This is a genomic window from Anaerococcus sp. mt242 (genome assembly GCF_016798225.1).
Taxonomy (GTDB): Bacteria; Bacillota; Clostridia; order Tissierellales; family Peptoniphilaceae; genus Anaerococcus.
This window is the reverse complement of the sequence record NZ_JAEUYX010000020.1, coordinates 1-21677: the sequence shown is the minus strand read 5'-3', so window position 1 is coordinate 21677 and position 21677 is coordinate 1. Positions and strand designations below refer to the sequence as shown.

Below are 21677 nucleotides of genomic sequence, written 5' to 3'. Positions count from 1 at the left end.
TTACATTCCGCTTAAAATATTATTAAGTTATTCCGTGTTTATGGGTTCAGCTCAATTCAGCTTGTTTTTTTATTTAAGTATTTGCCTCATTTTAAACTTATGCTAATAAAAATAAGTATAAAAAATCAGAGCCTAAGCCCTGATTTAATCTTAGTATCTTTTTGTTTTGTTTGTAGTATTTGGTCTATTACCTTTTTTTGTAATAAGGCTAATAATCCATAGTAGTAAGCAAGCACCGATTACTGCCCAAATAATTTGGATAAATGTATTTGGAGCTGCTCCGTTTAGGAAGAATGCATTATAAATCCATCCACCAATCATAGAACCAATAATACCTACAATAATATTTGCAATAGATCCCATTTGTGCATCTTTGCCCATGATCATACTAGCGATCCAACCAGCAAGAGCACCAAGGATAAGTGTCATAAAAAAACCTTGTGTTGTAAACATTTCTTACTCCTTTCAAAAAATAAAAATAATATCGTAATAAAATAAAAATTATTACATAATATATATATCCTTTTTTTATACTTCTAAACATCAAATCTAAATTTTCCTTAAAATTACTCTCTTGTGGTATAATATTTTCTGAGGTGAAGGCCATGAATGATATTACAATATTAATAATAGAAGATGAAGAAAAAATTTCTATGATAATGAAATCATATTTTGAAAAAGAAGGATACAAAGTTTATCAAGCATATGAAGGACAAGAAGGCTTGCGTATTTTTAATAAAGAAAATGTAGACCTTGTCATACTAGATCTTATGCTACCAAAATTATCAGGTGAAGAAATTATAAAAGAGATTAGAAATCAATCTCAAGTACCGGTGATAATGGTTTCTGCTAAAGTTGAAGAAGATAATAGAGTGGATGGCTTAAGATTAGGTGCAGATGACTATGTGACCAAACCATTTTCTCCAAAAGAACTTGTAGAAAGAGTAAAAGCCGTACTAAGACGTATAGAAAAATACAATATTCCAAGAGCTGATATCATAAAAACAAGTGATGGAAGACTAGAGATGGATCTAGAATACAATAGAATTTTTAAAGATGGAAAAGAAATTCTACTTACAAAAAATGAATTTCAAATACTTAAAACTATTTTTTCAAATCCTAACAAAATTTATTCTAGAGATGAGATTATAGAGCTAACTTTTGGCTATGATTATGATGCATATGACAGAGCAATTGATACCCATATTAAAAATATAAGATCAAAAATCGAGGATAATCCTAAAAAACCTATGTATATAAAAACCATCTATGGTATGGGCTACAAATCAGGCGGAATAGATGATTACATTAAAGAGTAAAATAATTAGAAACTTTACTGCAGGTATCCTTGCCTGCGTTTTAGTTTTTTCAATTTTAGTCACCCTATTTGTAACATTTAATTATCAAGAATTAATCAAAAAGAATCTAGACTCTAGGCCAACTCAAGTAAGTAATTGGTTTAAAAAAGTAAATAATGATCCCTCATACTCCAAAGAAGACATGCAAGAGGGACTTGAAAATTTAGCAAGAGACTTAGAAGTTGATATTTATTTTGAAGAACCAGACGGTGCAATCTCCTACCCTGCTTATGGTAGAAATAAAATAAATAATTATCTTAGAGAGGAAAAGAAATTTCCAGTTTTTAATATTAATAGAAGCAGGAGATCTGGTACCCTACATGTAATCTATAATGGAAACTTCGAACCAGTAAAAAAAATGCAAAGGGATTTTTCTATGGCAATAGTCTACTCTCTAAGCATTTCTCTATTAATTGGTTTTATAATATCACTTATACTTTCAGAAAATATTTCAGAACCCATAATGAAAATAAGTGATGAAACTATCAATCTAAAAGATGGAAATTATAAAACGGATGATAGTCTAACTGATATAAAAGAAATCGAAACTCTTCAGACAAATATAAATTATCTATCAAATAACTTACAAAAACAAGAAGAGATAAGAAAACAATACGCTCAAGATATTTCACACGAACTACGTACTCCTCTAACCAACCTTCAGCTTTATATTGAAGCTATTAAAGATGGAGTAATAGATCCAGATGAAAACACCATGACTGTTTTACTTGAAGATGTAAAAAGACTTGAGGGTCTAATAGAAGGCTTAAAGAAAACTTTCGATGAAAAAGTTGAATATTTAGAGATTAATAAAGAAGATTTCAATATCTCAGAACTTACTGATAGTATTGTCCAAAGCTTTAAAGCTAATGCAGAGATAAATAATATTGATATAAATACTTTTATCCAGGAGGAAATTAACTTTTATTCAGATAGTGATAAGTATAGTCAAATCCTTCAAAACCTTATCTCAAATGCGATAAAAGCAATTGGAACTGATGGAGAAATAAATGTCTATCTTAACGCAGATGCAAATGAGATTGTCTTAAGAGTAACAGATGATGGAGTGGGAATAGCTGAAGATAAAATTGATCGTATTTTTGAACGTTTTTATCGTATTGAAGATGCTAGAAACACAAAAGAAAATGGACATGGTTTAGGACTTTCTATTACAAAAAACTTTGTTGATGCTCTAGGTGGAAAGATTGAAGTAGATTCTAAAGAAAATGTAGGAACGACATTTATTCTTACATTTATTAGATAAAGGTTGATATATGTCAAAAAAAAATTCCAGTCATTCTAGAAAACCAAATAGACAAAGCAGAAGTGCTAAAAGCAATAAGGCAAGGTCTTATTCTTCTAGTGAAAAAAGAGCCAAAGAGAAAAAGCTTAGACGAGAAAAAAAATTTAGAAGAAGACGCATTGGCCTTGCCATAGTTCTTTTCTTGCTTTTAGCATTCTTAATTAATATTATTGTTAATGCTGCAAATAGATACAAAATTATGGGATATCCATCTTTTAGAGACGAAGTCTTGAAAGATATGGGTAAAGAAGTTTTTGTATCTTCTTCAGAAAGTCGAAGTCTAAGTACTGCTGAAAAAGTAACTGATTTTGATGATTTATTTAAAATCTTACAAAGAAATTATGCAGTAGATAATCTAAATAAAAAAGACTTTGAAAGTTTTATTAATGATTATAATGAATATAGAAAAAAAGTCTATACATCAAAAACAGACCAAGAATACTTCAAACTATTAGATCAGTATCTAGATGTATTAAATGACAACAGAACCTTTATACTAGATAAAGAAACATATGATAGTTTATTTGAGTATTATAGAAAAAGTAAAGATGAAGAAAGAAAATTAGCTCTCGAAAATCCACAAGCTGTTGATAGATATAAAAGACTAGTAACTTCAAGTAATACAAAAAAACCGTCTATGAATGCAAACATAGTTCAAGAAGGTGTTTTATCAATTAGCCTCCCCGACTTTAAGCCTAATGAGTTTGATAAGGATTTAGAAAATTTAGTGGATCTATTTTTAAATAACCCACCTATTACTACAATTATCCTTGATTTATCAAACAACTCATCTATCGATGATATTTATAAAAATAAACTTTTAGAAGTTTTACTCCATGAGAATTATACCGAAGACAATTTGATTTTTTATAGAGGCAATTTAGCTAGTCAAACACTTGATTATATAAAATCAAGTGAAAATGAATTTTATACAACTCCTAATGTAAAAAATATAGCCTCAAAATATAGTGAAGAATTAGAAAACATTAATCTCGAAGATTATATGCATTATGACGAAATAAGCGTAAATATAAAGAAAAACCCAGATTTTTCTAATAGAAATATCTATGTTATAACAAATCAAGAAACTTCAAATGAAGCTATAAAGCTGGCTCAAATTTTAAAATCAAATGGAGCTTATATATTAAAAAATAGTTTTGATAGTTCTGTCAGTTCTAAAGATGTAATTTATAATTTTAGATCAAATCTCTATGTTCTTGAACATTCAGGTTTAATTTTAAGTATCAACGATGCCTATAGCAAAAATAACGATAGTATATATCTGGATTATGATGAAAAAATAAACTCAAAGGATCCTATTAAATCTGTCATAACTATGATAAACTAAAATACCCATCAAATGATGGGTATTTTTTATACAAAAAAACCAGTAAGATTAATTCTTACCGGTTTTTATAAATGTCTAATTATCTAATAGTTTCTCTTCTAACAAGTTCTCTTGCTTTTTCTTCACCTAATTGTCCACCCCATGCTGATAATGCTAGAGCTGCAAGTAGACCTAGGAATGTAATTACTGAACCTGCTGAAAGTTTGTTTGAAGCATCTTCTGCACCTTCTTTTGCATTGTCTACTGTTTCATCAACAGTTTTTTCTGCTTGGTTAGAAAGTTGTTGTACTTTAACAGATGCATCATCAAGTGTTTCTTGTGCTTGTTTGTTAGCGTCTTGTAAACCATTGTAGATATTATCTGTAACTTGTTCAGCTTCTTCTTGAGTTAGATCAGAGTTAGCTTCAACTGCATTTGCAATTGCATCCCTATCAGCTGAATCAGCTATAGTTTGAGCTCTATCAGCTAAATCTTTAGAAACTCTATCAATCTCAGAATTTGCTGAATCTGGATTAAGAGCAACATTTTTAGCTGCAGATGCTATTAAATCTCTTGATTCTTGTAATTGATTTTTTAGATAATCTGGTTGAAGTTCAGGGATATCTGTATCTGATAGATATTTTTCAATATCTGATTGTACTTCTTCATTATCAATGTTTACATCCTCAATAGCATTACCTGCTGATTCAAATCCTGAACCAATAGCATCATTTGTTGCTGTAATTGCAGAACCTGCTACATTACCAACTCCACCTGCTACATCTCCTGCAACATTAGCAGCTGTTCCTAGAATAGAAGTTAGTGCGTTTAGTACAAGTGTTAGTAAAAGTAAAAGTGTTACTGCCCAAGTAATTGCACCGTGTAGTTTACCTGTAGATCTTGCTGAGTAACCTGCAATGTATCCACCTGCAAGGAATGAAAGGATAAGTGTGATTGCTGTCCAAATTCCTGTTCCTACACCTACACCTGAAAGTGGGGTATTTGTAGTTGGTGCAAATAATCCAAATCCTAATGCTGCTGTGATTAAGCTTAGAGTTGCAAATACTGCGGCTGCTGTAACAGCACCTGCTAGAATTGAACCCCAAGAAAGGTTGTTTCCTGCTGGAAGTGCACTTGTAGCTCTTTCATAAACTGGAACACCATCTCTAGTTGTTCTTTCAACTCTTTCAGTACGTTCTACTCTATCGCCTCTACGTGGCGCTCTGCCATTTTGACGATTATTTGATCTTTCAACAGTTGTTTCTGTCTCAAAAGTATCTACTTTTGGATCATTATTTTTTCTATCTGTCATAATTCCTCCTTAAAAATATGATAACAAATAAAATTTCTATATTGTTACTTAGTTATATTACCCCAAGATTATTAAAAATAAACAATTTTTAAACAATTTCAATAATATTTAATTAAATTTTTCATTATCTTTATCATAATAAATGCAAATTAATCAATGCCTTAAATAATCTAATAGATTTTAATTTTTAAATAATTGAGCACGTTCTATTTCTGCCACCATATCACGGCCTTTTACCATTTTTTGTATATTTTTTACATCTAGTACTATAACATCATGACAAAGCAATTCTTCTTTGCTTTTCTTATCTAAAAATGAAGTATTTATAATTAAAATCGGAGTAATATCATCAATTAAACCTTCATATTGATTTATCATTTCTCTTATAAAATCTTGATCTACAATCTTTTCGTACTTATAATTTTTTATATCAATTGCGTATTTTTTATTATTTTTTCTAGCAAATAATTCAAAATCATGACTTCTTTGGTATTTTTCTTGATATACTTGTATAAAATATCCAGTATTTTTAAAGGCTTTGCTAATTAATTGTTGGGAGTTATAATCAAATTGAATTTTTCTTAATGCATCTAGCAAATTATTAGGATTAATTTTGAAAAATCCTCTATACTCAATATGATTTTCATAACGTTGCAGATCAAAACCTACTACCATATCACCTATTACATTAAAATTCCCATGTGCAATAGCATTTCTGATATGTCTTAATAGTGCCATAGTTTTTGTTTCGCCGCTAGATATAGTCATTATAATTTTAGGACACTTTATGCAAATTTCTTCTAAAAATGGGCTTATCATTTTTTCTGTTATGGATTCTGTATATAAAACATCCTCGTCCGACAAATTCATGGATTTCATTATTTCTAGGAATATAAAATCATCATATTGTGGATTTGTTAAAAGCTCATTTTTTTCGGATTGTTCTGATTTTATATTTGGTACATACCATAGTAAATAATAAATGGCTTCTCTTAGCTCTTTGCTAAGACTAATGGGAATGTCTTGATGTTTGATTTGATATTTTACTTTATTTTTACACTTATCATAGGAAAATTTGTCTGTTAGTTGCATTTTGTTTTGCCTTTACTTAATAATTCCTTATCTACTATCGTGAGATAAACTTCCATTTCATTACTGATTAGAAAATCATTAATTGTATCCCTTGCTATATTGAAAGCTTCATTTTTGGGATATCCGTAAATTCCGGCTGAAATTAACGGAAAAGCAATAGATTTTAAATTATTTTTCTTAGCTAAATTAAGAGAATTAATGTAAGCATCTTCTAAAAGTATTTTTGACTCTTCTCTATTTGACTTATCAAAGATAGGTCCTGCAGTATGGATTATGTACTTTGCCCTTAAATCGTATCCATCAGTAATTACTGCTTGGCTTGTTTTTATTGGCGCAAGACTGTTACACTCAGCTTGCAAATCGTCAATACCTGCAGCCATAAATATTGCTCCACAAACTCCTCCGCCCATTTTCAGTGAAGTATTTGCTGCATTTACAATAGCATCTACATCTAATTTTGTAATATCTTCATTTATAATTTTAAAACTCATTTTAAGCCTCTACTAAAACTTTATTATCCCAGTTGATTTCAAGATCACCACAATAATGGATATCTATTAAGCAATCGTAGGCTTTATCCAATTTTGTCGCTATGCCATAAAAATGAACGAGTCCAAAACCATAAGCCTCCTCTAAGATATTAAATTTATAGTCTTTAAAATCATCTATAGTAAGGCTAATAGCTTCATCATCATTGAAAAGTTTTATCCTTACTGGATAATCTTCATTTGTTTGTATTTCTATTAGATCATTGACTATTACTTCTGGATTATCAAGAACATAGTCTGCCGTAGCAGAAAATAAAAACGTCTGACAAAGCTTGATAATTGCTTTGCCATCTTTAACTGTAAATTCTTTTATATCCATATCATGCAGAGAAATTATCTCGCTATAAGGGTTTACTATCATCTTATATACTCCTCTATATCATCAAAAAATTTACTTACATAATAATCCACAAATTCTTTTTTTGATCTATCAAAGTAGTAAAAATAGTATGGCCTACCATTTGCTACCATTCCTGTCACAGAATATGAAGGAATACCTACTCTTTGGCAAAGAATTGCAAAAGATTGAGCAAAACCTGAACATTGGGAAAGTCCTTTTACCATAGCTCCGTACATGTTGTTTTCTATAAGATTATCCTCATCAGATTCAAATTGGTATTTGTTATTTTCTGCTATCCATTGGGCAAAATAATAGGCCTTATCATAGTCATTATCATAATTTTTATTCGCATATTCAACCAACACATTTAGCTGATTTTCTACTTGAGCTTGCTCATCTTTAGTCATATAGGTTTTAGTATTTTCTTCAATTTTATATCTAGGAACTAATTTAAAAGTTTCTTCATCAAACCAGTAGTTCGCATAAATATAAGGCTCCATACTCCCCTCTGAATAAAATGGACTTAGCAAAAACAAATCTCTTACAAAATTCATTTTATCATCAAAATTATTTTCAAGCTTTACTTTGGGATCTTGAATAGCTTCTGTTATAATACGGCTGACATAAAACATTTCGTTATCTTCATCATAAAATTCCATCATACGAGCTGCATATTTATCCTGGGTTTTAAGATCAGTAAATCTGTCTTTAACTAAAAATTCAGGTTTAATAATTTCATAGTCAAGCTTCTTTGGCTCAAAGCTGGGTTGCTTTAATACTGGACTTTTAGGTTTTATATCCTCAATCGAAATATTTGATTCATCTACTACTTCTTCATTTTTCGTAGTTGTAATATGTGGTATGCCACCTTCTTTGCCCTTATTACCACAGGCTGTAAGTATCAGTAATGTGAAAATATATAAAAATTTCTTCATTAAACATCCTTTAATCTATATCCGTTTACATTTTACCCTAAAAGTTTATATAACTAATTTAGTCAAGTGCTCCATCTAAAACTTCTTCTGGGATATTTAAATATTCATATGCTCCTTTAATATCAAGATAGTTATTTATTACATATTCAGCTCGTAAATTTTCAGGCAATAATATCATGTACTTATTAGGACTTAGATAGGCATCTAATAATATTTTCTCTTTTAATAAAAATTTAAATATTTGATCCTTTTTTACTGGATTTATCCTAGATTCATCAAAAACTTCTGGAGTCTTGGGGCCACAAACCATACTATCTGATTCAGAAATAAAGTAAGAGCTTGACTTACTAAGCACATTAAACATGATAGCTAGGGTTCTATTTATCTTAGTTCCCTGAAAAGTCATCAAGCCGATATAATCATCCTCTACAGAAAATGGATATTCATAATCTTTTAAAGCGTCATGAAGCTCATATATATATTTTTTTGACTCTTCATCAAAACTAAATTCATCTGGATTATCTATTATAAATCTCATTCGCTGTCTAATAACTTGGCTTATATCCACATCTCCTGCTGATAAAAACTTTGGAGGTGCTCCTTCGTTTGCTTGAGAAACTCTTATTTTTTTTGTATCTATATATATTTTTTCAATCTTCCAAACTTGACCTGCTAAAAAAATATTGGCTTCTTCTTGAACTTCTGGACGTATTTCTATCTCCCCTATTTTTCCACTTTCATTATAAACTGTAAAAGCTTGTGCAGTTAAAAACTGGTTATAAAATCTACCCATAAACATGAGTTTATCTAGGTTTACGCCTGTAATAACCTCATTTTCAAGTATCTCGATAAAAGATTCTTGGGCCATAAATTCAGTAATTTCTTCAAATTCTTCATCAGTGATGTCAGAAAAAGTTGCAAGAGTTTTATTTAAATATTTATATTCTTCTATGGGTAAGCCATAATTTTCTAAAAGTGTAGATAAGACTTGGTGTGCAAAAACATCATATGCTTTTTTTGTTTCTTCTATTTTATCCAAGACTCCTTCTTCAAAAAGACTGATAGCCGCCATAGATTGAAGAGCATCATAAACTCCAGTATTTATTTGATGGAGGATTGATTTATGAGTTTTTCTTCCACTACGACCAAGTCTTTGAGCTAGAGATAAAACCGTGTGTGGAGCTCCAAATTGCACAACTGATGCAACTGATCCAATATCTATACCAAGTTCCAAAGTGGATGTTGCAACTATAACATATTTTTCATTTTTTGCTTCTTTTGCAAATTCTTCTATTTCCTGTCTACGGATTTTGCTTACTGAGGAATGGTGGGCAAATATTTTTATATCTTCATTCAGATGTTTATAAATATTAGCAAGTTCAACAGCTATCAATTCCACTTTTTCTCTAGAATTAGGGAAAATAAGCATTGGCCCTTCTAGGGAATAATCATGCATTAGGACTAAATATTCATTTGATAAATTAATAGGATCTGGCAAATCAAACGTGTATTCGAATTCATTTTGAGATTTATCAAGCAAGATATTTGTTTGTCTGCCATTTGTAAAAAATGATTTTGCTAAATCATAATTTAAATCTCCAATTGTAGCAGAAAGTCCAATCATTCTAGGCGGATCGTAGGTAAAACGCAATATGCGGTCAAGAAGTGACCTTAATTGTAAACCTCGATTGCCAGCTAAAAAACTATGAATTTCATCTATTACTATGTACTCAAGATCTTGAAATAAAATTTTAGCAACTTCAGGCTTTCCTGATAATAGGGCCTCTATGGATTCTGGTGTGATTAGCAAAATCCCTCTAGGGCTTTCAATAAGATTATCTTTTTTTGCCTTACTAGCTTCACCATGCCAAGAAGTAATTGGTATATTCATGTCAAAACACATATCTGTGATACGTTTAAATTGATCATTTATAAGGGCAATAAGAGGTGAGATATATAAAATCTTCACCCCCTTATCCCAAGAATCGACTTTACTAATGGCAGGCAAAAAAGCAGCTTCAGTCTTACCCGATGCTGTTGCTGCTGATAGTATTAAATTATTTTCTGTATTAAAAAATGCTTTTATCGATGCATTTTGTATTTTTGTAAGTGATGGCCAACCCTTTTCGTGGATATAAAATCGGAGTTCTCGATTTAGTAAAGAAAATGAATCTGTCATATTATTTCAATCTCATCGTCTATATCATCTGGGTCCTTGCTGAGTGCAAGCACATCTTTGAAACGCTCGCTTATTATGTCGATTAATTCTACATTTGGATTTTGTCTTTTTAGATCTAGTATTTCTATAAAGTCTTTTATGACTGCTCTTGGTGTTAAAAATTCATCTGCACCCGGTCTATTTAATTGTCCTTCCATGTAGGTGATTATTTCCGACTCATTTATTGCGATAGATTCTTTGTAGTGAACGTTATAAACATTTACTAAATTTTCTAAAAGTGTATAAATTTCTTCATTAGAAAGTGGTTTAAGTCCTAAAACTGTACGATTTGTATTAACTAACTTATTATCCATACTATCTTCGCTACCTAATCTACCTTTTAATGCTCCATAAGAAGAAAAGCCACGATTTTCATCAAAAATAGTTTTTCTAGTTGCACCAAAGTTTACAAATAAACCCTTAGCTACATTTGATTTAGCTTCATTATAAATATTTAATATGCGTTCATAATTTCTCTCACGAGTTACTGATTGTGGGATTTTATAAAGATTTACTGCCTCATCAAAATTGACCACAAAACCACTGTAACCAATCCCTAAAAAAAGCTCACTCATATTTTTTAGAGCATCAAACCAATTATCATCATTTATAATTTGATTAATTCCTAGGATTTTTTTTGCTTCAGCTTTTGTAGTAATATCTCCCCTTAGCCATCTTATAGCATTTGTTTTTTGTAATCTATTGTCGTTTATAAAGCCTTCATAAAATTTCACAATAGATTGGCCAAATTCAAAGGATAAGCCAACTGCAGAGAAGTCTCCTATGATATTTAAAATCTCATTTGTAACTTCTTTTTGGTAATTTCCTTCTAAAATTTCTGATATTTCTACATTAAGTTTCTCGGAAACTCTAGAAAAAATCTGGTTTAACCATTCTTCAATGATAGAGCTTAAAACATTTCCACTTTTTAAAGTTTTGGTTTTAATATTATCAATTACTTCAGTATAAAGTGCCACTGCTTTTCTATCAGTTGCATAAAATCTCCTAGATGGATTTAAGTCTAAAGTTGAGACCACAAAGTTTTTTTGTAAGGCAATTTGCTCGATTGTAGCCAGCATAAAACTTTTTCCAGATCCAAAATCTCCCACCCAAAAACGAATATCACTTTCACCATCAGCGACATTATCTAGTATTTTTATTACTTCCTCTACTTCATTATTTCTTCCTACCAAAAGATGCTGCACACCCATATTGGGTACTACACCTGCCTCAAGAGACTTTATGATAACTGATGCTTCTTTTGGATTAATTCTATTTGCCATCTACATACTCCTTTATCATATCTACATAAAATTCATCTATAATTACTTTTTGATTTTCAATTATAAGTGTTTGATCCTCTACATAATCAAAAAGAGATTCGTTTATATTTCCTACGAAAGTATTTAAAGTTAGTCCTTCATTTTTTGCTATACTTTCCAGTTCTTCTGTTTTTATAAATCCATTTTTCAAAATATTTTTTAATATATCATTATAATTATTTGTCTTGCTTTCAGATGTAATATTTTCTACAATCTCTTCATCAAAATCTTGGTCTTCTTCAAAAAAATCATTAACCATGCTTACAGTTTTATCGAGGTTTTTACGGGATAAATTGATTTTTTTGCTATCTACCCTTATTTTTTTAGGCGCTAGTTTTTCTAAGCTTATTATCTTATCTATTAGTTTTTCTGATAGTTCCTCTTCTTTTACAAGATTTAGGAATTTTACATAATTTTCTTTATGTATAATCTCAAATAAATATTTCTCATGGCTTTTTTTATTTGTTCTCATCTTATATAGATAATATAAAGCTATGATTTTATCTTCTTCATACCAAGATTTAATTAATTCAGTTAGTATTTTTTGGAAATTTTCCTTTTTTTCAAAATCTTTAATAAACTCTATTTTTTCTACAATTTTAAGATTTGCAAAATAATATATAAAATCTTGGATCTTATTTGGATTATTATCAAAATAATTCCTATAAATTTCATCTACAAGCTTAGAATCTAATTTATTTAAATATGAGCTTTGGTATTTTTTTACAAAATTATAAATGTCTTCATTGCTTTCTTCTTTTAGTAAATCTCTTGCCTTATCTGTAGATATCCAGCCATAAAAAGAAAATTTTTCTCTTAGATTTTTCTCACTTATTACTAAAATTGCATCTAATATGTCCTTTGATTGGTGATAGGGTTTTATAATTTTGATTAACTTATCAGTGCTGATTTCCTCATAGTCAAATAAGGCTCTAAGAGTTGATAAGTAAAGATCCATTAAAATTTTAAAAACTTTTTGATTTCTCCAAAGCACATTGGAGCGTTTTGATATTTGGTCAATAGCTAGTTGCTCTTCTTTAGTAAAATTATATTTTTTTCTTAAAGTTCCATTAGGATCCCACCACAGGGATACTTGGTTATTTTCAGTAAGCTTAAAGTATTCACGTGTATTCTTATCAGGAGTTTTTAATTCTCCTGCGAGTTTTTCTGCTTGATTTTTAATTAATTCTTTCGCCTCTAAGCTTATATTTTTTTCTATAATCTTAAAAGACCTATCGGCTGATTTCTTAGATAAGGGATTATAGAAATTTATCACATAAGATTCTGCAATAAGATAAATAGTATAATATAAATCAAAATTCACGCTTTCACGGCGGAGACTAGAGACTTTTCTTGCAAAGGTAGTGCCCTCTTTGTTTAAATAAATTTCTAGAGTCTCACATAACTTAGCATACATTTTTAATGCAGCTACATTAAGTTGATTAATCCTCATATCTTTTGACTTATACTGACGATCTAATTTTAGTATCCAATATCTATAATCTTTTATAATAGGTTTTTCATATGACAATTTTTTAGGGATTTTTTCTTCTTTATCTAGGCTTATATCTATAATTCCATTCATATCTCCCGCTTCAATTTTTCTTTTAAAACTTTGTTTTTCCCCTTTTTGAAGCTTGGAAATATCTTTTGCAATATTATCTATCATATTTTTGATATCTTCATATTTCATATAAGCCCCCTTTATATAATCTAAGTAACATTATACCGTGACTGGGCTTTTTTCGCTTAAAAAAACGCTAGTTTCCTAGCGTTAGTTTATAATCCAAATTTTCTAGCAATGGCTACTGATTCATGATAGTAGGATTTTGCTACCCCATCCTTATTTGCCAAAATATATTCATCTACTAAAAAGTTACTCTCATCATCGTTATTTTTTATCCTATATACTTCATATCCTTCATACTCTCCCAGATATGAAATTTCGCTGTCTTCCTCAAATTCTTTTATAGCAAATTCAAGGGCCTTATCATAATATTTATTTTCCATAAATCTCTATTTATCCTATATTAAAAAAATGTACAATTTCATAATCTTCATCGCTATCAGCAAGTCGCACCCCATCTTCATCTACTAAAGCAAAAGCACCAACTCCATCTGTATCATCATCAGTTTTTATCTCATAGCAATCATAACTTTCCCACTCACCAATATATTCTATATCAGTGTATCCATCGTATTCGCTTTGTACAAATTCTGAAACTTGTTCTTTACTTTTTTCTATTAATGTCATATTTCACCTCAATATCTCAAGATATTTTCCATAGTCATATTCACAGATGATTCATACATTTCACCAAATTTTATTAAATGAACCATGTATAGATATAATCTGTAAAATTCTAAGCGCAACCTATATCCACTTTCGAGTGGATAAATTTCATTATACTTCTCATAAAATTCATCAGTGAAGCCGCCAAATACTGTTGTGATTCCTATATCAAATTCTCTATCACCATAGAATGGACTTGGGTCAAACAAGGCTGGTCTACCATCAGATAAAAACATATAATTTCCACCCCATAGGTCCCCGTGAAGCAATGATGGTTCTGATTTATGATTTTTGAGCTCATCTTCCATTATTTCATGAACTTTTTTATATTTTTCTAAATCATAATCAGTCCAAAGATTCATTTCCATTAGCTGTTTAGCTAGTACATTTATGCGCTCTTCTAAGAATACTTCTTCCCATGTATCTTTCCATTCATTTGTAAAAGTAGTTTGTGAGCCTCTATGTGGATAATCAAAACCAAATTTGCCATTAGGACTCTTAGTCTTGTGCAACTTAGCAACTAAATTAGCAAGCTCAGTTTGAGATCCTCTACTGCCTTCATCCAAATAGGACAAAAGCAAATAAGCATCACCATCTATAAATCCATTAACTATTACTCTCGGACCGGTAATCCCAATATCTTCAAAAAGCTTTAATCCTGCTATCTCTCCATCATAAAAACTTGCATCACAATTCTTTTGGACTAGCATATAGTAGATATCATCGTTTGAATATATTTTATAAGCATCATTAACATCGCCACCGCGGCTAGCTCTTATATCAGTTACATTTATTGGTAAATTTTCTATAAATTTTTCCATATTAACCACCTTCTTACTGACTATTTACCCTTACTCAGATTTTACAAACTAAATCAAATATAAAATTAATTTTACAATACATATTCGTAAAATATTATATGATATATATATAAATAATTTTTTTGGAGGAAATATGTTTATAAACAAAAAAGTAAAGTCAATCTTTTCAGCTACATTAAGTCTAGCACTTCTAACATCAGGCATAATAACATCAACTAGTGATGTTTATGCTGCAGAGCTTACTGAAACCCACAAATCTCAGCTTGAAACATCATATTTTAAAAATAGCGTTTCAAATAAAGCAAGCAAAATGCTTTTAGAAGAATTCCCTAATCTTGCCAATGGTGCAGAAGATCAATTAAAAGATCTTGTAAAAAAATCCGATGAAGTTCTTAAAAAATCAAAAACTGTAGTTGACGGTCTTCATCCAGAAAGAGCAAATGAAAGTCAAAAGATTAAAGACTTGGATTTAGCTGTATTTAACAACAAAATAAGGCAAGAATCTATATTCCTTTTATTTGAATTTACCCCTAACAAAATCGAAAAAAGTAAAGATAAATTTACTGCTGCCGTAAATGAATCTTTAAAAACTCAAAGTAAAGCAGAATACACATTAAATAAGCTACGAGGATATAAAACAATTTCTATCGTCCATGTAAATGATACCCACGGTAGAATAGAAGAAAATGAAAAAAATGGCGAACTTGGTTTTGCTAAACTAAAAACATATTATGATAACAGAAACTATAACAACAATGCCCTACTACTTAACGCAGGTGATGTTGTTCACGGTACAACTTTTGCAACAATCTCTAATGGCGACAGTGTAATCGATGTAATGAATCAAATGGGCTTTGATGCGATGACAGCTGGTAACCACGACTTTAACTATGGCTACCAAAGACTAATCGAGCTTAACAATAAAGCAAACTTCCCTATTTTTGCTTCAAACGTAATTGATCAAAATGGAAATAAAATAATTGATTCTGACAGCATTATCGATGTTGATGGTATTAAAGTAGGTATATTTGGTTTGGCAACAGAAGAGACAAAAACAAAATCTTCTCCAGCTAATACTGAAGGTCTTACTTTTGTAAATTCTGTTGAAACTGCACAATCTGAAGTAGCAAACCTTAAAAACCAAGGTGCTGAAGTTATTGTTTGTCTTTCTCACTTAGGTGAAGATAAAGAAAGCACAGAAACTTCAACATTAATCGCAGAAAATGTAAAAGGCATTGATGTAATAATTGATGGTCACTCTCACACAGAACTACAAAACGGTAGATATGTAGGAAATACACTTATTGCACAGGCAAAAGCACACGGATACTTCATAGGTGATGTTACACTACTACTTGATAAAGATAACAAAATTGTAGCAAAAAATGCTAGTTTAAAACCATACGAAAGAATGAAACATCTATATCCAAACAAGGAAACTCTAGCAAAAATTGAAACAGTATCAAATGAAAATAAAAAAGTCCTTGACCAAAATGTAGGTGAAACTAGTGTAGAATTAGTAGGCTCTCGCGAAATGGTAAGAACTCGCGAAACAAACCTTGGTGACTACGTGACAGATGCAATGATAAAAGCAACTGGTGCGGATGTAGCAATTACAAACGGTGGTGGTATCAGAGATTCAATTTCTGCCGGTGCAATTACAAAAGGTGATGTACTAACAGTATTCCCATTCACAAACTTTGCAGTAACACTAGAAACACCAGGATCAGTTATAAAAGAAGCTCTAGAGCATGGATTAACAGATGCACCAAATTCAGCAGGAAAATTCCCACATATTGCTGGCATGATGGTAAAATATGACTCAACAAGAGCAGCTGGTGACAGAGTAACAGAAATTACAATTGGTGGTGAAGCTATCGATCCAAACAAAACCTACACACTTGTAACAAATGACTTTATGGCAATTGGTGGAGATGGTTATGAAGTGTTTAAGTCATGTCCAAAAATAGGTGAATATGAACTAATCTCAGAAATTTTTGAAAATGCAATTAAAAATGATGGAACTATAAACCCACAAACAGACGGTAGATTAATAGATAGCAGTTTAGAAGTAAAAGCTAATAAAGCAGCCTAGTTTAAAAATAAACTCTTACAACTTATAATTAGGAGTTTTACTGTACTTTTTTATCAATTAAAAATAATAGTCATTTCCATTTTAAGTATGATTTATAGCGATATTTGACAAATCTAGTGCATGAAGCTATAATAATCCCAGTTAATATAATTAACGAAAAAAGGAGAGTATTATGAACAAAAAATTAATCGCATTAGCATTAGCAGGAACATTCGCATTTGCAGGATGTGGAAACAATGCAGAACCAAAAGAAGATGAACCAAAAACAGATACAACTGTTACAGAACCAGCAGCTGACGAAGCTAAAGACGCTGAAATGAAAGCTGACGATGCTGAAAACAAAGCTGAAGATGCAGCTGACGAAGCTAAAGACGCTGAAGAAAAAGCTGATGACGCAGCTAACAAAGCTGAAGATGAAGCTACAGAAAAAACAAACAACTAATAATATTAGTAAAAAAAAAGATGGACTTATTGGTCCATCTTTTTTTGTGAGAATTTTGCAAAAACAACTCCAGAGATAATTTAGACTTAGAAGTTTTTATTGTTAAATTCAAACCGAATAGAATCCTATTCTTTATCTTATTTATCATCATCGCTAGTAAATTAAAGATTTTGAACAACCTCATCAATAACTGGTGTATGATACAATGAAGTGATAATGGTGGCAAATGTTATATACTGTAATATTTAAATTATAGAATTATAAGCATATTTAAATTTTTTTAATAAAAAACTAGAACTTAAGTTCTAGCTTTATAATTCTTTATGAAATTTATCTATCTTTTAATTCTTTGTCTGTATCGTCATCCAAAAGACCTAGGTCTTCTCTAAGCTCTTGTTCTGGGTTTCCATCTGCTGTGTTTGTATTATAGTCACTGGAAAAATTATTTCCATTCATGCTGCTGTCTTCTCTTATTTGATCATCCATTGAGTTATGTGTTTCAGCTCCTTCGTTTGTTCCTGCACCGTATCGAAGATCCGCTGTAAACTTTCCCAAGTATTTCACTTTCTTTCACATTTTCAGATTCTTGTCTTAGTCTATCATCTTCTAATCTTTTTTCTGACATTACTGACTCTTTTATTTATTATCTGGGCTTTCATATCCTTTTTTTACTATTTTTTCGCCTTTGCATGTATTGATTCTTTCGCCTTCAAATTCTACGATTCCGCAGTTTTCACCATTGCTCATTGGCACATCTTCTACTGTTGATTCTTGGAATTCTTTGATTTTTTCTATTTCTTCGCTTGTTTTTTCGTATCCTAGTTCATCTTCTTTTTCTAGATCATCTGATTCGTATACTAATTTTTCTTTATTTTCTGCCATTATTATCTCCTTTAATTCTTTTATTATTTATACCCTTTTTTTATATTTTAAAAGACCCTTTTGGGTCTTTTATTTTAGTGAGTTGCTCCACCTGTTACATTTATATCTTCTTTGTTATCATATTTAACTATGGCACGAATTGCTGCATTTAGTCCTTTTACGATATCTTCAAGGCTCATTGAAGCTGTATCTTTTTTATCTACTACTTGTTCTGTTAAAAATGGAACGTGGATAAAGCCTGCTTTGATATTTCCATATTTTTCTGCTAAATATAAGTCTTGATACATTATGTGGTTACATACGAATGTACCTGCTGTATTTGATACGCTTGCTGGTAGCTTTTCTTTTTTTATTTCTTCTACCATTGCCTTGATTGGTAATGTTGAGAAATATGCTGGGGCTCCGTCTTCCCTGATCTTAACATCGATTGGTTGGTTGCCTTCGTTATCTTCTATACGAGCATCATCTTCGTTAATTGCAACTCTTTCTACTGTAATTCCGTATCTACCACCAGCTTGTCCGATTGATAAAACTACATCTGGTTTTACTTCTTTTATTTTTTCTTCAACAACATCAGCTGCTTTGTGAAATACTGTTGGTATTTCAAGTTTGATAATTTCAGCGCCTTCGATGTTATCATCTATTCTTTTTACTGATTCTATAGCTGGGTTTGTTGGTTCTCCACCAAATGGGTCAAAACCTGTTACTAATATTTTCATTATTATTTCCTCCTAAAATGCCCAAAATCTCATTAAAAGTATGTGGGCTACGATCATTAATATTGAAAGTGGTGCTTGTTCTTTTATTACCCCATTTCTATCTTTCATCTCTAATAAACCTACTGGAAGTACGTTAAAGTTACCAGCCATAGGTGTCATAAGTGTTCCACAATAGCCTGCTGTCATGGCAAGAGCTGCTGCGATTGCTGGATCTGCTCCTTGAGCAATAACAAATGGAACACCAATTCCTGCTGTGATTACTGTAAATGCTGCAAAAGCATTACCCATAATGGCTGTAAATACTACCATTCCTAGAACGTAAGCAATAGATCCAGTCCATGGATTAACTGTTGGTATCATACCCCCGATAATAGATGCGATTACATCACCTACTCCTGCTGCAGCAAAGATTGCTCCAAGTGCTGCTAAAAGTTGTGGTAAAATAGCAACTGCTCCTACTTGTTGAACCATCCTATCAGATTGTTTCATCATATCTCCAAAACTTGATTTTGTCATAATCATTACGACAATTATTGCAACAATTGCTGTAAATCCTAGAACAGATGAAGATGAATCCGGTATTAGTTTTGCAATAATTATAGCAAGAACTGCCATTACTATAACTGGAATAAATATTTTATTACCAAGTCTATTCGATCCTTCTACTTCTACTTTTTGATCATTAATTATTGCACCCTTTACCATAATTCCGTTCATTAGAGAAATAATACCAATTATCACTACTAGTATTCCAGAAAGCATAGATGGAATTAATTTCCCAAAAGCAAAAAGCATTCCTAAAATAATCCAAAATATTACTGTTGTAAATTTCTTTTCACTATCTTCTGATCTTGCTACTCTATAAGCTGTATAGAAAAATTGTAGACCTATTAATACAAATATAAATTCTAAAAATTTTGGAAAAAAATCTGCTGTTGGCATACCAAATATTGTTTGCATTATTTAGCCTCCTTTAATTTTCTATCATCAATAATGTTTTTGATAACTCCAAGTACAAGACAAATTAGAGCAATAGGAAGTGATTTTGCTGCTATATCAGCATTTGTTACCGGATATCCTAATGATTCCATTTGTCCTGTGATTAAAAGTACACCACCTGCACCGATAAATGTATTTTGAGCAAAGAAGTTACCAAAGTTTTCCATAGATGTAGCACGAGCTTTTAGTTTTTCACTTTGTTCTGGAGTTAACTTTCCATTTTGTTTTTCAACTGCTGCTTCTGCCATTGGGAAAATAATTGGTCTTACAAATTGGACAAGACCATAAATTCTCATTGATAAAAATCCTGCTAACTCTCTAAATAATAGATAAACATTGAGTAATGCGCCTGGTGATAAGTTTTCACGTTTTTTAACTAATTTTTCTGCCGATTGCTTTAAACCAAACTGCTCAGATAATCCTATAACTGGCAAGGTTATGATAAATAGAGTTACTATTCTTTGGTTTACAAAATTTTCGCCAAGGATGGTTAAGAATTCTGGGATAGAAATTCCAGCAACCATGGCTGTAACGAATCCTGATAATATAACTGTAAAAACTATATTTAATTTAAAAATAAAGCCTAAAACAATTATCAGAATACCTATAAGTTTTAAATATTCCATATAAATCCTCCTTATGAATATTGTATAATATTAAGATATTTTTTATAAAAAGTCAATAAAATGTATGCAATATCGTGCTAAAATACTTACAAAAATAAAAAGACTAAATTATCTCTTTTTAGTTTTTAAGTTTATCTAGCCATTCTTTTTTTATGGCACTCATTTCTTTTTCTACTTGATCGCCTAACTCTTCCAATTCTTGATCAGTGAATAATTTCTTAGCTACTTTTGAAAATTCTTCTTCCTCTTCATCCATGTGGTGGGTACCTACTTCTTCAAGTACACTAAACTTTGCACCCCATGTTTCATTATCCAGAGGAGTATTGTTTAAAACTCCTAATTGGAACATTATAAGAGAATGTTCTTCTGGCATTTCTAAAGTAGTATCTTTGTCTTCTTCTTTTTCGCATTTTTCAAGTGCTTTTGGAAATATTACTTTTTCCTCTGCTTCATGGTGGCCTGCTAATAATGCATAGACTTCATAAAAAGCATTTTCTTTTGTTTTTCCTGTTGAAGTTTTTACCTTTTCGATTAGGTCTTTTACTTCATTATGGATATTTTCGTTTAATTTTATATAATTCATAAATGACTCCTTAAATTTGTTTTTCTCCTATATTATATAAAAATCAGTAAATTATAGCAATCATTTAACGTGGTATAATAATATTAAGGAGAAAATATGATTTATAAATTGATAAGTGGTAATGAATTAGAAAAAAATCTGGAAAATTATTTTGTAATTGATGCAAGAACAAGAGAAGAGTTTAAGGAGGGCCACATACCTTATGCTATAAACATTCCCTACGATGAAGTATTGGAAAATTTAGATAAAATTAAAACCGATAAGCCAATTGTGTTATATTGTGGATCTACTAGACGCAGTGAATTTGCAGCTGATATGCTAACACACGCCAACTTTTCTGATATCACTATAGCCCCTGGAGTAAGGCTATATGATTATAAAATGACAAAATAAAACTCCTGGATAGATAAGGTGACCCCAAAAAGTTGGACTTAACATCAGGCATAGATTTATATCTGTGTC

The 21677-nt window shown here is 30.7% G+C and carries 24 protein-coding genes; 6 read left to right on the top strand and 18 right to left on the bottom strand.

Annotated features, from left to right (window positions below):
• Positions 1–150: 150 nt before the first annotated feature.
• Positions 151–453, bottom strand: a complete 303-nt coding sequence (locus tag JNO63_RS07455) for a GlsB/YeaQ/YmgE family stress response membrane protein (RefSeq protein WP_203128101.1) — start codon at positions 451–453, stop codon at positions 151–153.
• Positions 454–605: 152 nt separating this feature from the next.
• Between JNO63_RS07455 and JNO63_RS07450 the strand changes: the two genes are divergently transcribed.
• From JNO63_RS07450 to JNO63_RS07440, 3 genes are read left to right on the top strand one after another with little or no spacing between them, the layout of a single operon-like run.
• Positions 606–1319, top strand: a complete 714-nt coding sequence (locus JNO63_RS07450; RefSeq protein WP_203128099.1) for a response regulator transcription factor — start codon at positions 606–608, stop codon at positions 1317–1319.
• The gene (locus JNO63_RS07445) at positions 1300–2622 is read left to right on the top strand and encodes a sensor histidine kinase (protein ID WP_203128097.1); all 1323 of its coding nucleotides are present in this window, start codon (positions 1300–1302) and stop codon (positions 2620–2622) included. The genes JNO63_RS07450 and JNO63_RS07445 overlap by 20 nt, the downstream gene beginning before the upstream one ends.
• A gap of 10 nt (positions 2623–2632) precedes the next feature.
• On the top strand, positions 2633–4009 hold the full coding sequence (locus tag JNO63_RS07440; RefSeq protein WP_203128095.1) for a peptidase S41: 1377 nt from the start codon (positions 2633–2635) through the stop codon (positions 4007–4009).
• Positions 4010–4088: 79 nt separating this feature from the next.
• On the opposite strand, the gene JNO63_RS07435 is transcribed toward JNO63_RS07440, so the two are convergent.
• From JNO63_RS07435 to JNO63_RS07385, 11 genes are all read right to left on the bottom strand, one after another.
• Positions 4089–5300 carry a hypothetical protein gene (locus JNO63_RS07435; protein WP_203128093.1) on the bottom strand — a complete coding sequence of 404 codons (1212 nt, stop codon included), beginning with the start codon at positions 5298–5300 and terminating at the stop codon, positions 4089–4091.
• Between the two features lie 180 nt (positions 5301–5480).
• Positions 5481–6392, bottom strand: a complete 912-nt coding sequence (locus tag JNO63_RS07430; protein ID WP_203128091.1) for a restriction endonuclease — start codon at positions 6390–6392, stop codon at positions 5481–5483.
• Positions 6383–6883 (bottom strand): macro domain-containing protein, encoded by a 501-nt coding sequence (locus JNO63_RS07425; protein ID WP_203128089.1) that lies wholly within the window; start codon positions 6881–6883, stop codon positions 6383–6385. Before JNO63_RS07425 ends, JNO63_RS07430 begins: the two co-directional genes overlap by 10 nt.
• Position 6884: 1 nt before the next feature.
• The gene (locus JNO63_RS07420) at positions 6885–7301 is read right to left on the bottom strand and encodes a hypothetical protein (protein WP_203128087.1); all 417 of its coding nucleotides are present in this window, start codon (positions 7299–7301) and stop codon (positions 6885–6887) included.
• Complete coding sequence (locus JNO63_RS07415; RefSeq protein WP_203128085.1) at positions 7298–8215, bottom strand: transglutaminase-like domain-containing protein; 918 nt, start codon at positions 8213–8215, stop codon at positions 7298–7300. Before JNO63_RS07415 ends, JNO63_RS07420 begins: the two co-directional genes overlap by 4 nt.
• Before the next feature lie 58 nt (positions 8216–8273).
• On the bottom strand, positions 8274–10394 hold the full coding sequence (locus JNO63_RS07410; protein WP_203128083.1) for a DEAD/DEAH box helicase: 2121 nt from the start codon (positions 10392–10394) through the stop codon (positions 8274–8276).
• Positions 10391–11716 (bottom strand): ATP-binding protein, encoded by a 1326-nt coding sequence (locus tag JNO63_RS07405; protein WP_203128081.1) that lies wholly within the window; start codon positions 11714–11716, stop codon positions 10391–10393. Before JNO63_RS07405 ends, JNO63_RS07410 begins: the two co-directional genes overlap by 4 nt.
• Positions 11706–13448 carry a tellurite resistance TerB C-terminal domain-containing protein gene (locus tag JNO63_RS07400; protein ID WP_203128079.1) on the bottom strand — a complete coding sequence of 581 codons (1743 nt, stop codon included), beginning with the start codon at positions 13446–13448 and terminating at the stop codon, positions 11706–11708. The genes JNO63_RS07405 and JNO63_RS07400 overlap by 11 nt, the downstream gene beginning before the upstream one ends.
• An 86-nt stretch (positions 13449–13534) precedes the next feature.
• Positions 13535–13765, bottom strand: coding sequence for a hypothetical protein (locus JNO63_RS07395; RefSeq protein WP_203128077.1), 231 nt, complete (start codon positions 13763–13765; stop codon positions 13535–13537).
• 10 nt (positions 13766–13775) lie between these two features.
• Entirely contained in the window at positions 13776–14009 is a 234-nt protein-coding gene (locus tag JNO63_RS07390; RefSeq protein WP_203128075.1) for a hypothetical protein, read from the bottom strand.
• 8 nt (positions 14010–14017) lie between these two features.
• Entirely contained in the window at positions 14018–14869 is an 852-nt protein-coding gene (locus tag JNO63_RS07385) for a fructosamine kinase family protein (RefSeq protein WP_203128073.1), read from the bottom strand.
• A gap of 133 nt (positions 14870–15002) precedes the next feature.
• Between JNO63_RS07385 and JNO63_RS07380 the strand changes: the two genes are divergently transcribed.
• Together JNO63_RS07380 and JNO63_RS07375 are read left to right on the top strand one after the other, a co-directional pair.
• Positions 15003–16964, top strand: a complete 1962-nt coding sequence (locus JNO63_RS07380) for a bifunctional metallophosphatase/5'-nucleotidase (protein ID WP_203128071.1) — start codon at positions 15003–15005, stop codon at positions 16962–16964.
• 172 nt (positions 16965–17136) lie between these two features.
• Positions 17137–17406 (top strand): hypothetical protein, encoded by a 270-nt coding sequence (locus JNO63_RS07375; protein ID WP_203128069.1) that lies wholly within the window; start codon positions 17137–17139, stop codon positions 17404–17406.
• Between the two features lie 330 nt (positions 17407–17736).
• Here the strand turns inward: JNO63_RS07375 and JNO63_RS07370 are convergent, their stop codons facing one another.
• The 6 genes from JNO63_RS07370 to JNO63_RS07345 all read right to left on the bottom strand — a co-directional run bounded on the left by JNO63_RS07370 (position 17737) and on the right by JNO63_RS07345 (position 21215).
• Positions 17737–17970, bottom strand: a complete 234-nt coding sequence (locus JNO63_RS07370; RefSeq protein WP_203128067.1) for a hypothetical protein — start codon at positions 17968–17970, stop codon at positions 17737–17739.
• 72 nt (positions 17971–18042) lie between these two features.
• On the bottom strand, positions 18043–18288 hold the full coding sequence (locus JNO63_RS07365; RefSeq protein WP_203128105.1) for a hypothetical protein: 246 nt from the start codon (positions 18286–18288) through the stop codon (positions 18043–18045).
• A gap of 74 nt (positions 18289–18362) precedes the next feature.
• The gene (gene pcp / locus JNO63_RS07360) at positions 18363–19007 is read right to left on the bottom strand and encodes a pyroglutamyl-peptidase I (protein ID WP_203128065.1); all 645 of its coding nucleotides are present in this window, start codon (positions 19005–19007) and stop codon (positions 18363–18365) included.
• A 12-nt stretch (positions 19008–19019) separates the two neighbouring features.
• Positions 19020–19967: a 5-oxoproline transporter, DUF979 family subunit gene (locus JNO63_RS07355; RefSeq protein WP_238390495.1), complete on the bottom strand. Its 948-nt coding sequence runs from the start codon at positions 19965–19967 to the stop codon at positions 19020–19022.
• A complete protein-coding gene (locus tag JNO63_RS07350) occupies positions 19967–20632 on the bottom strand; it encodes a DUF969 domain-containing protein (protein ID WP_203128063.1) in 666 nt (221 codons plus the stop codon). Before JNO63_RS07350 ends, JNO63_RS07355 begins: the two co-directional genes overlap by 1 nt.
• A gap of 118 nt (positions 20633–20750) precedes the next feature.
• Positions 20751–21215 (bottom strand): hemerythrin domain-containing protein, encoded by a 465-nt coding sequence (locus JNO63_RS07345; RefSeq protein WP_203128061.1) that lies wholly within the window; start codon positions 21213–21215, stop codon positions 20751–20753.
• A 96-nt stretch (positions 21216–21311) separates the two neighbouring features.
• On the opposite strand from JNO63_RS07345, the gene JNO63_RS07340 reads away from it, so the two are divergent.
• Positions 21312–21608, top strand: a complete 297-nt coding sequence (locus JNO63_RS07340) for a rhodanese-like domain-containing protein (protein ID WP_203128051.1) — start codon at positions 21312–21314, stop codon at positions 21606–21608.
• Positions 21609–21677: the final 69 nt, after the last annotated feature.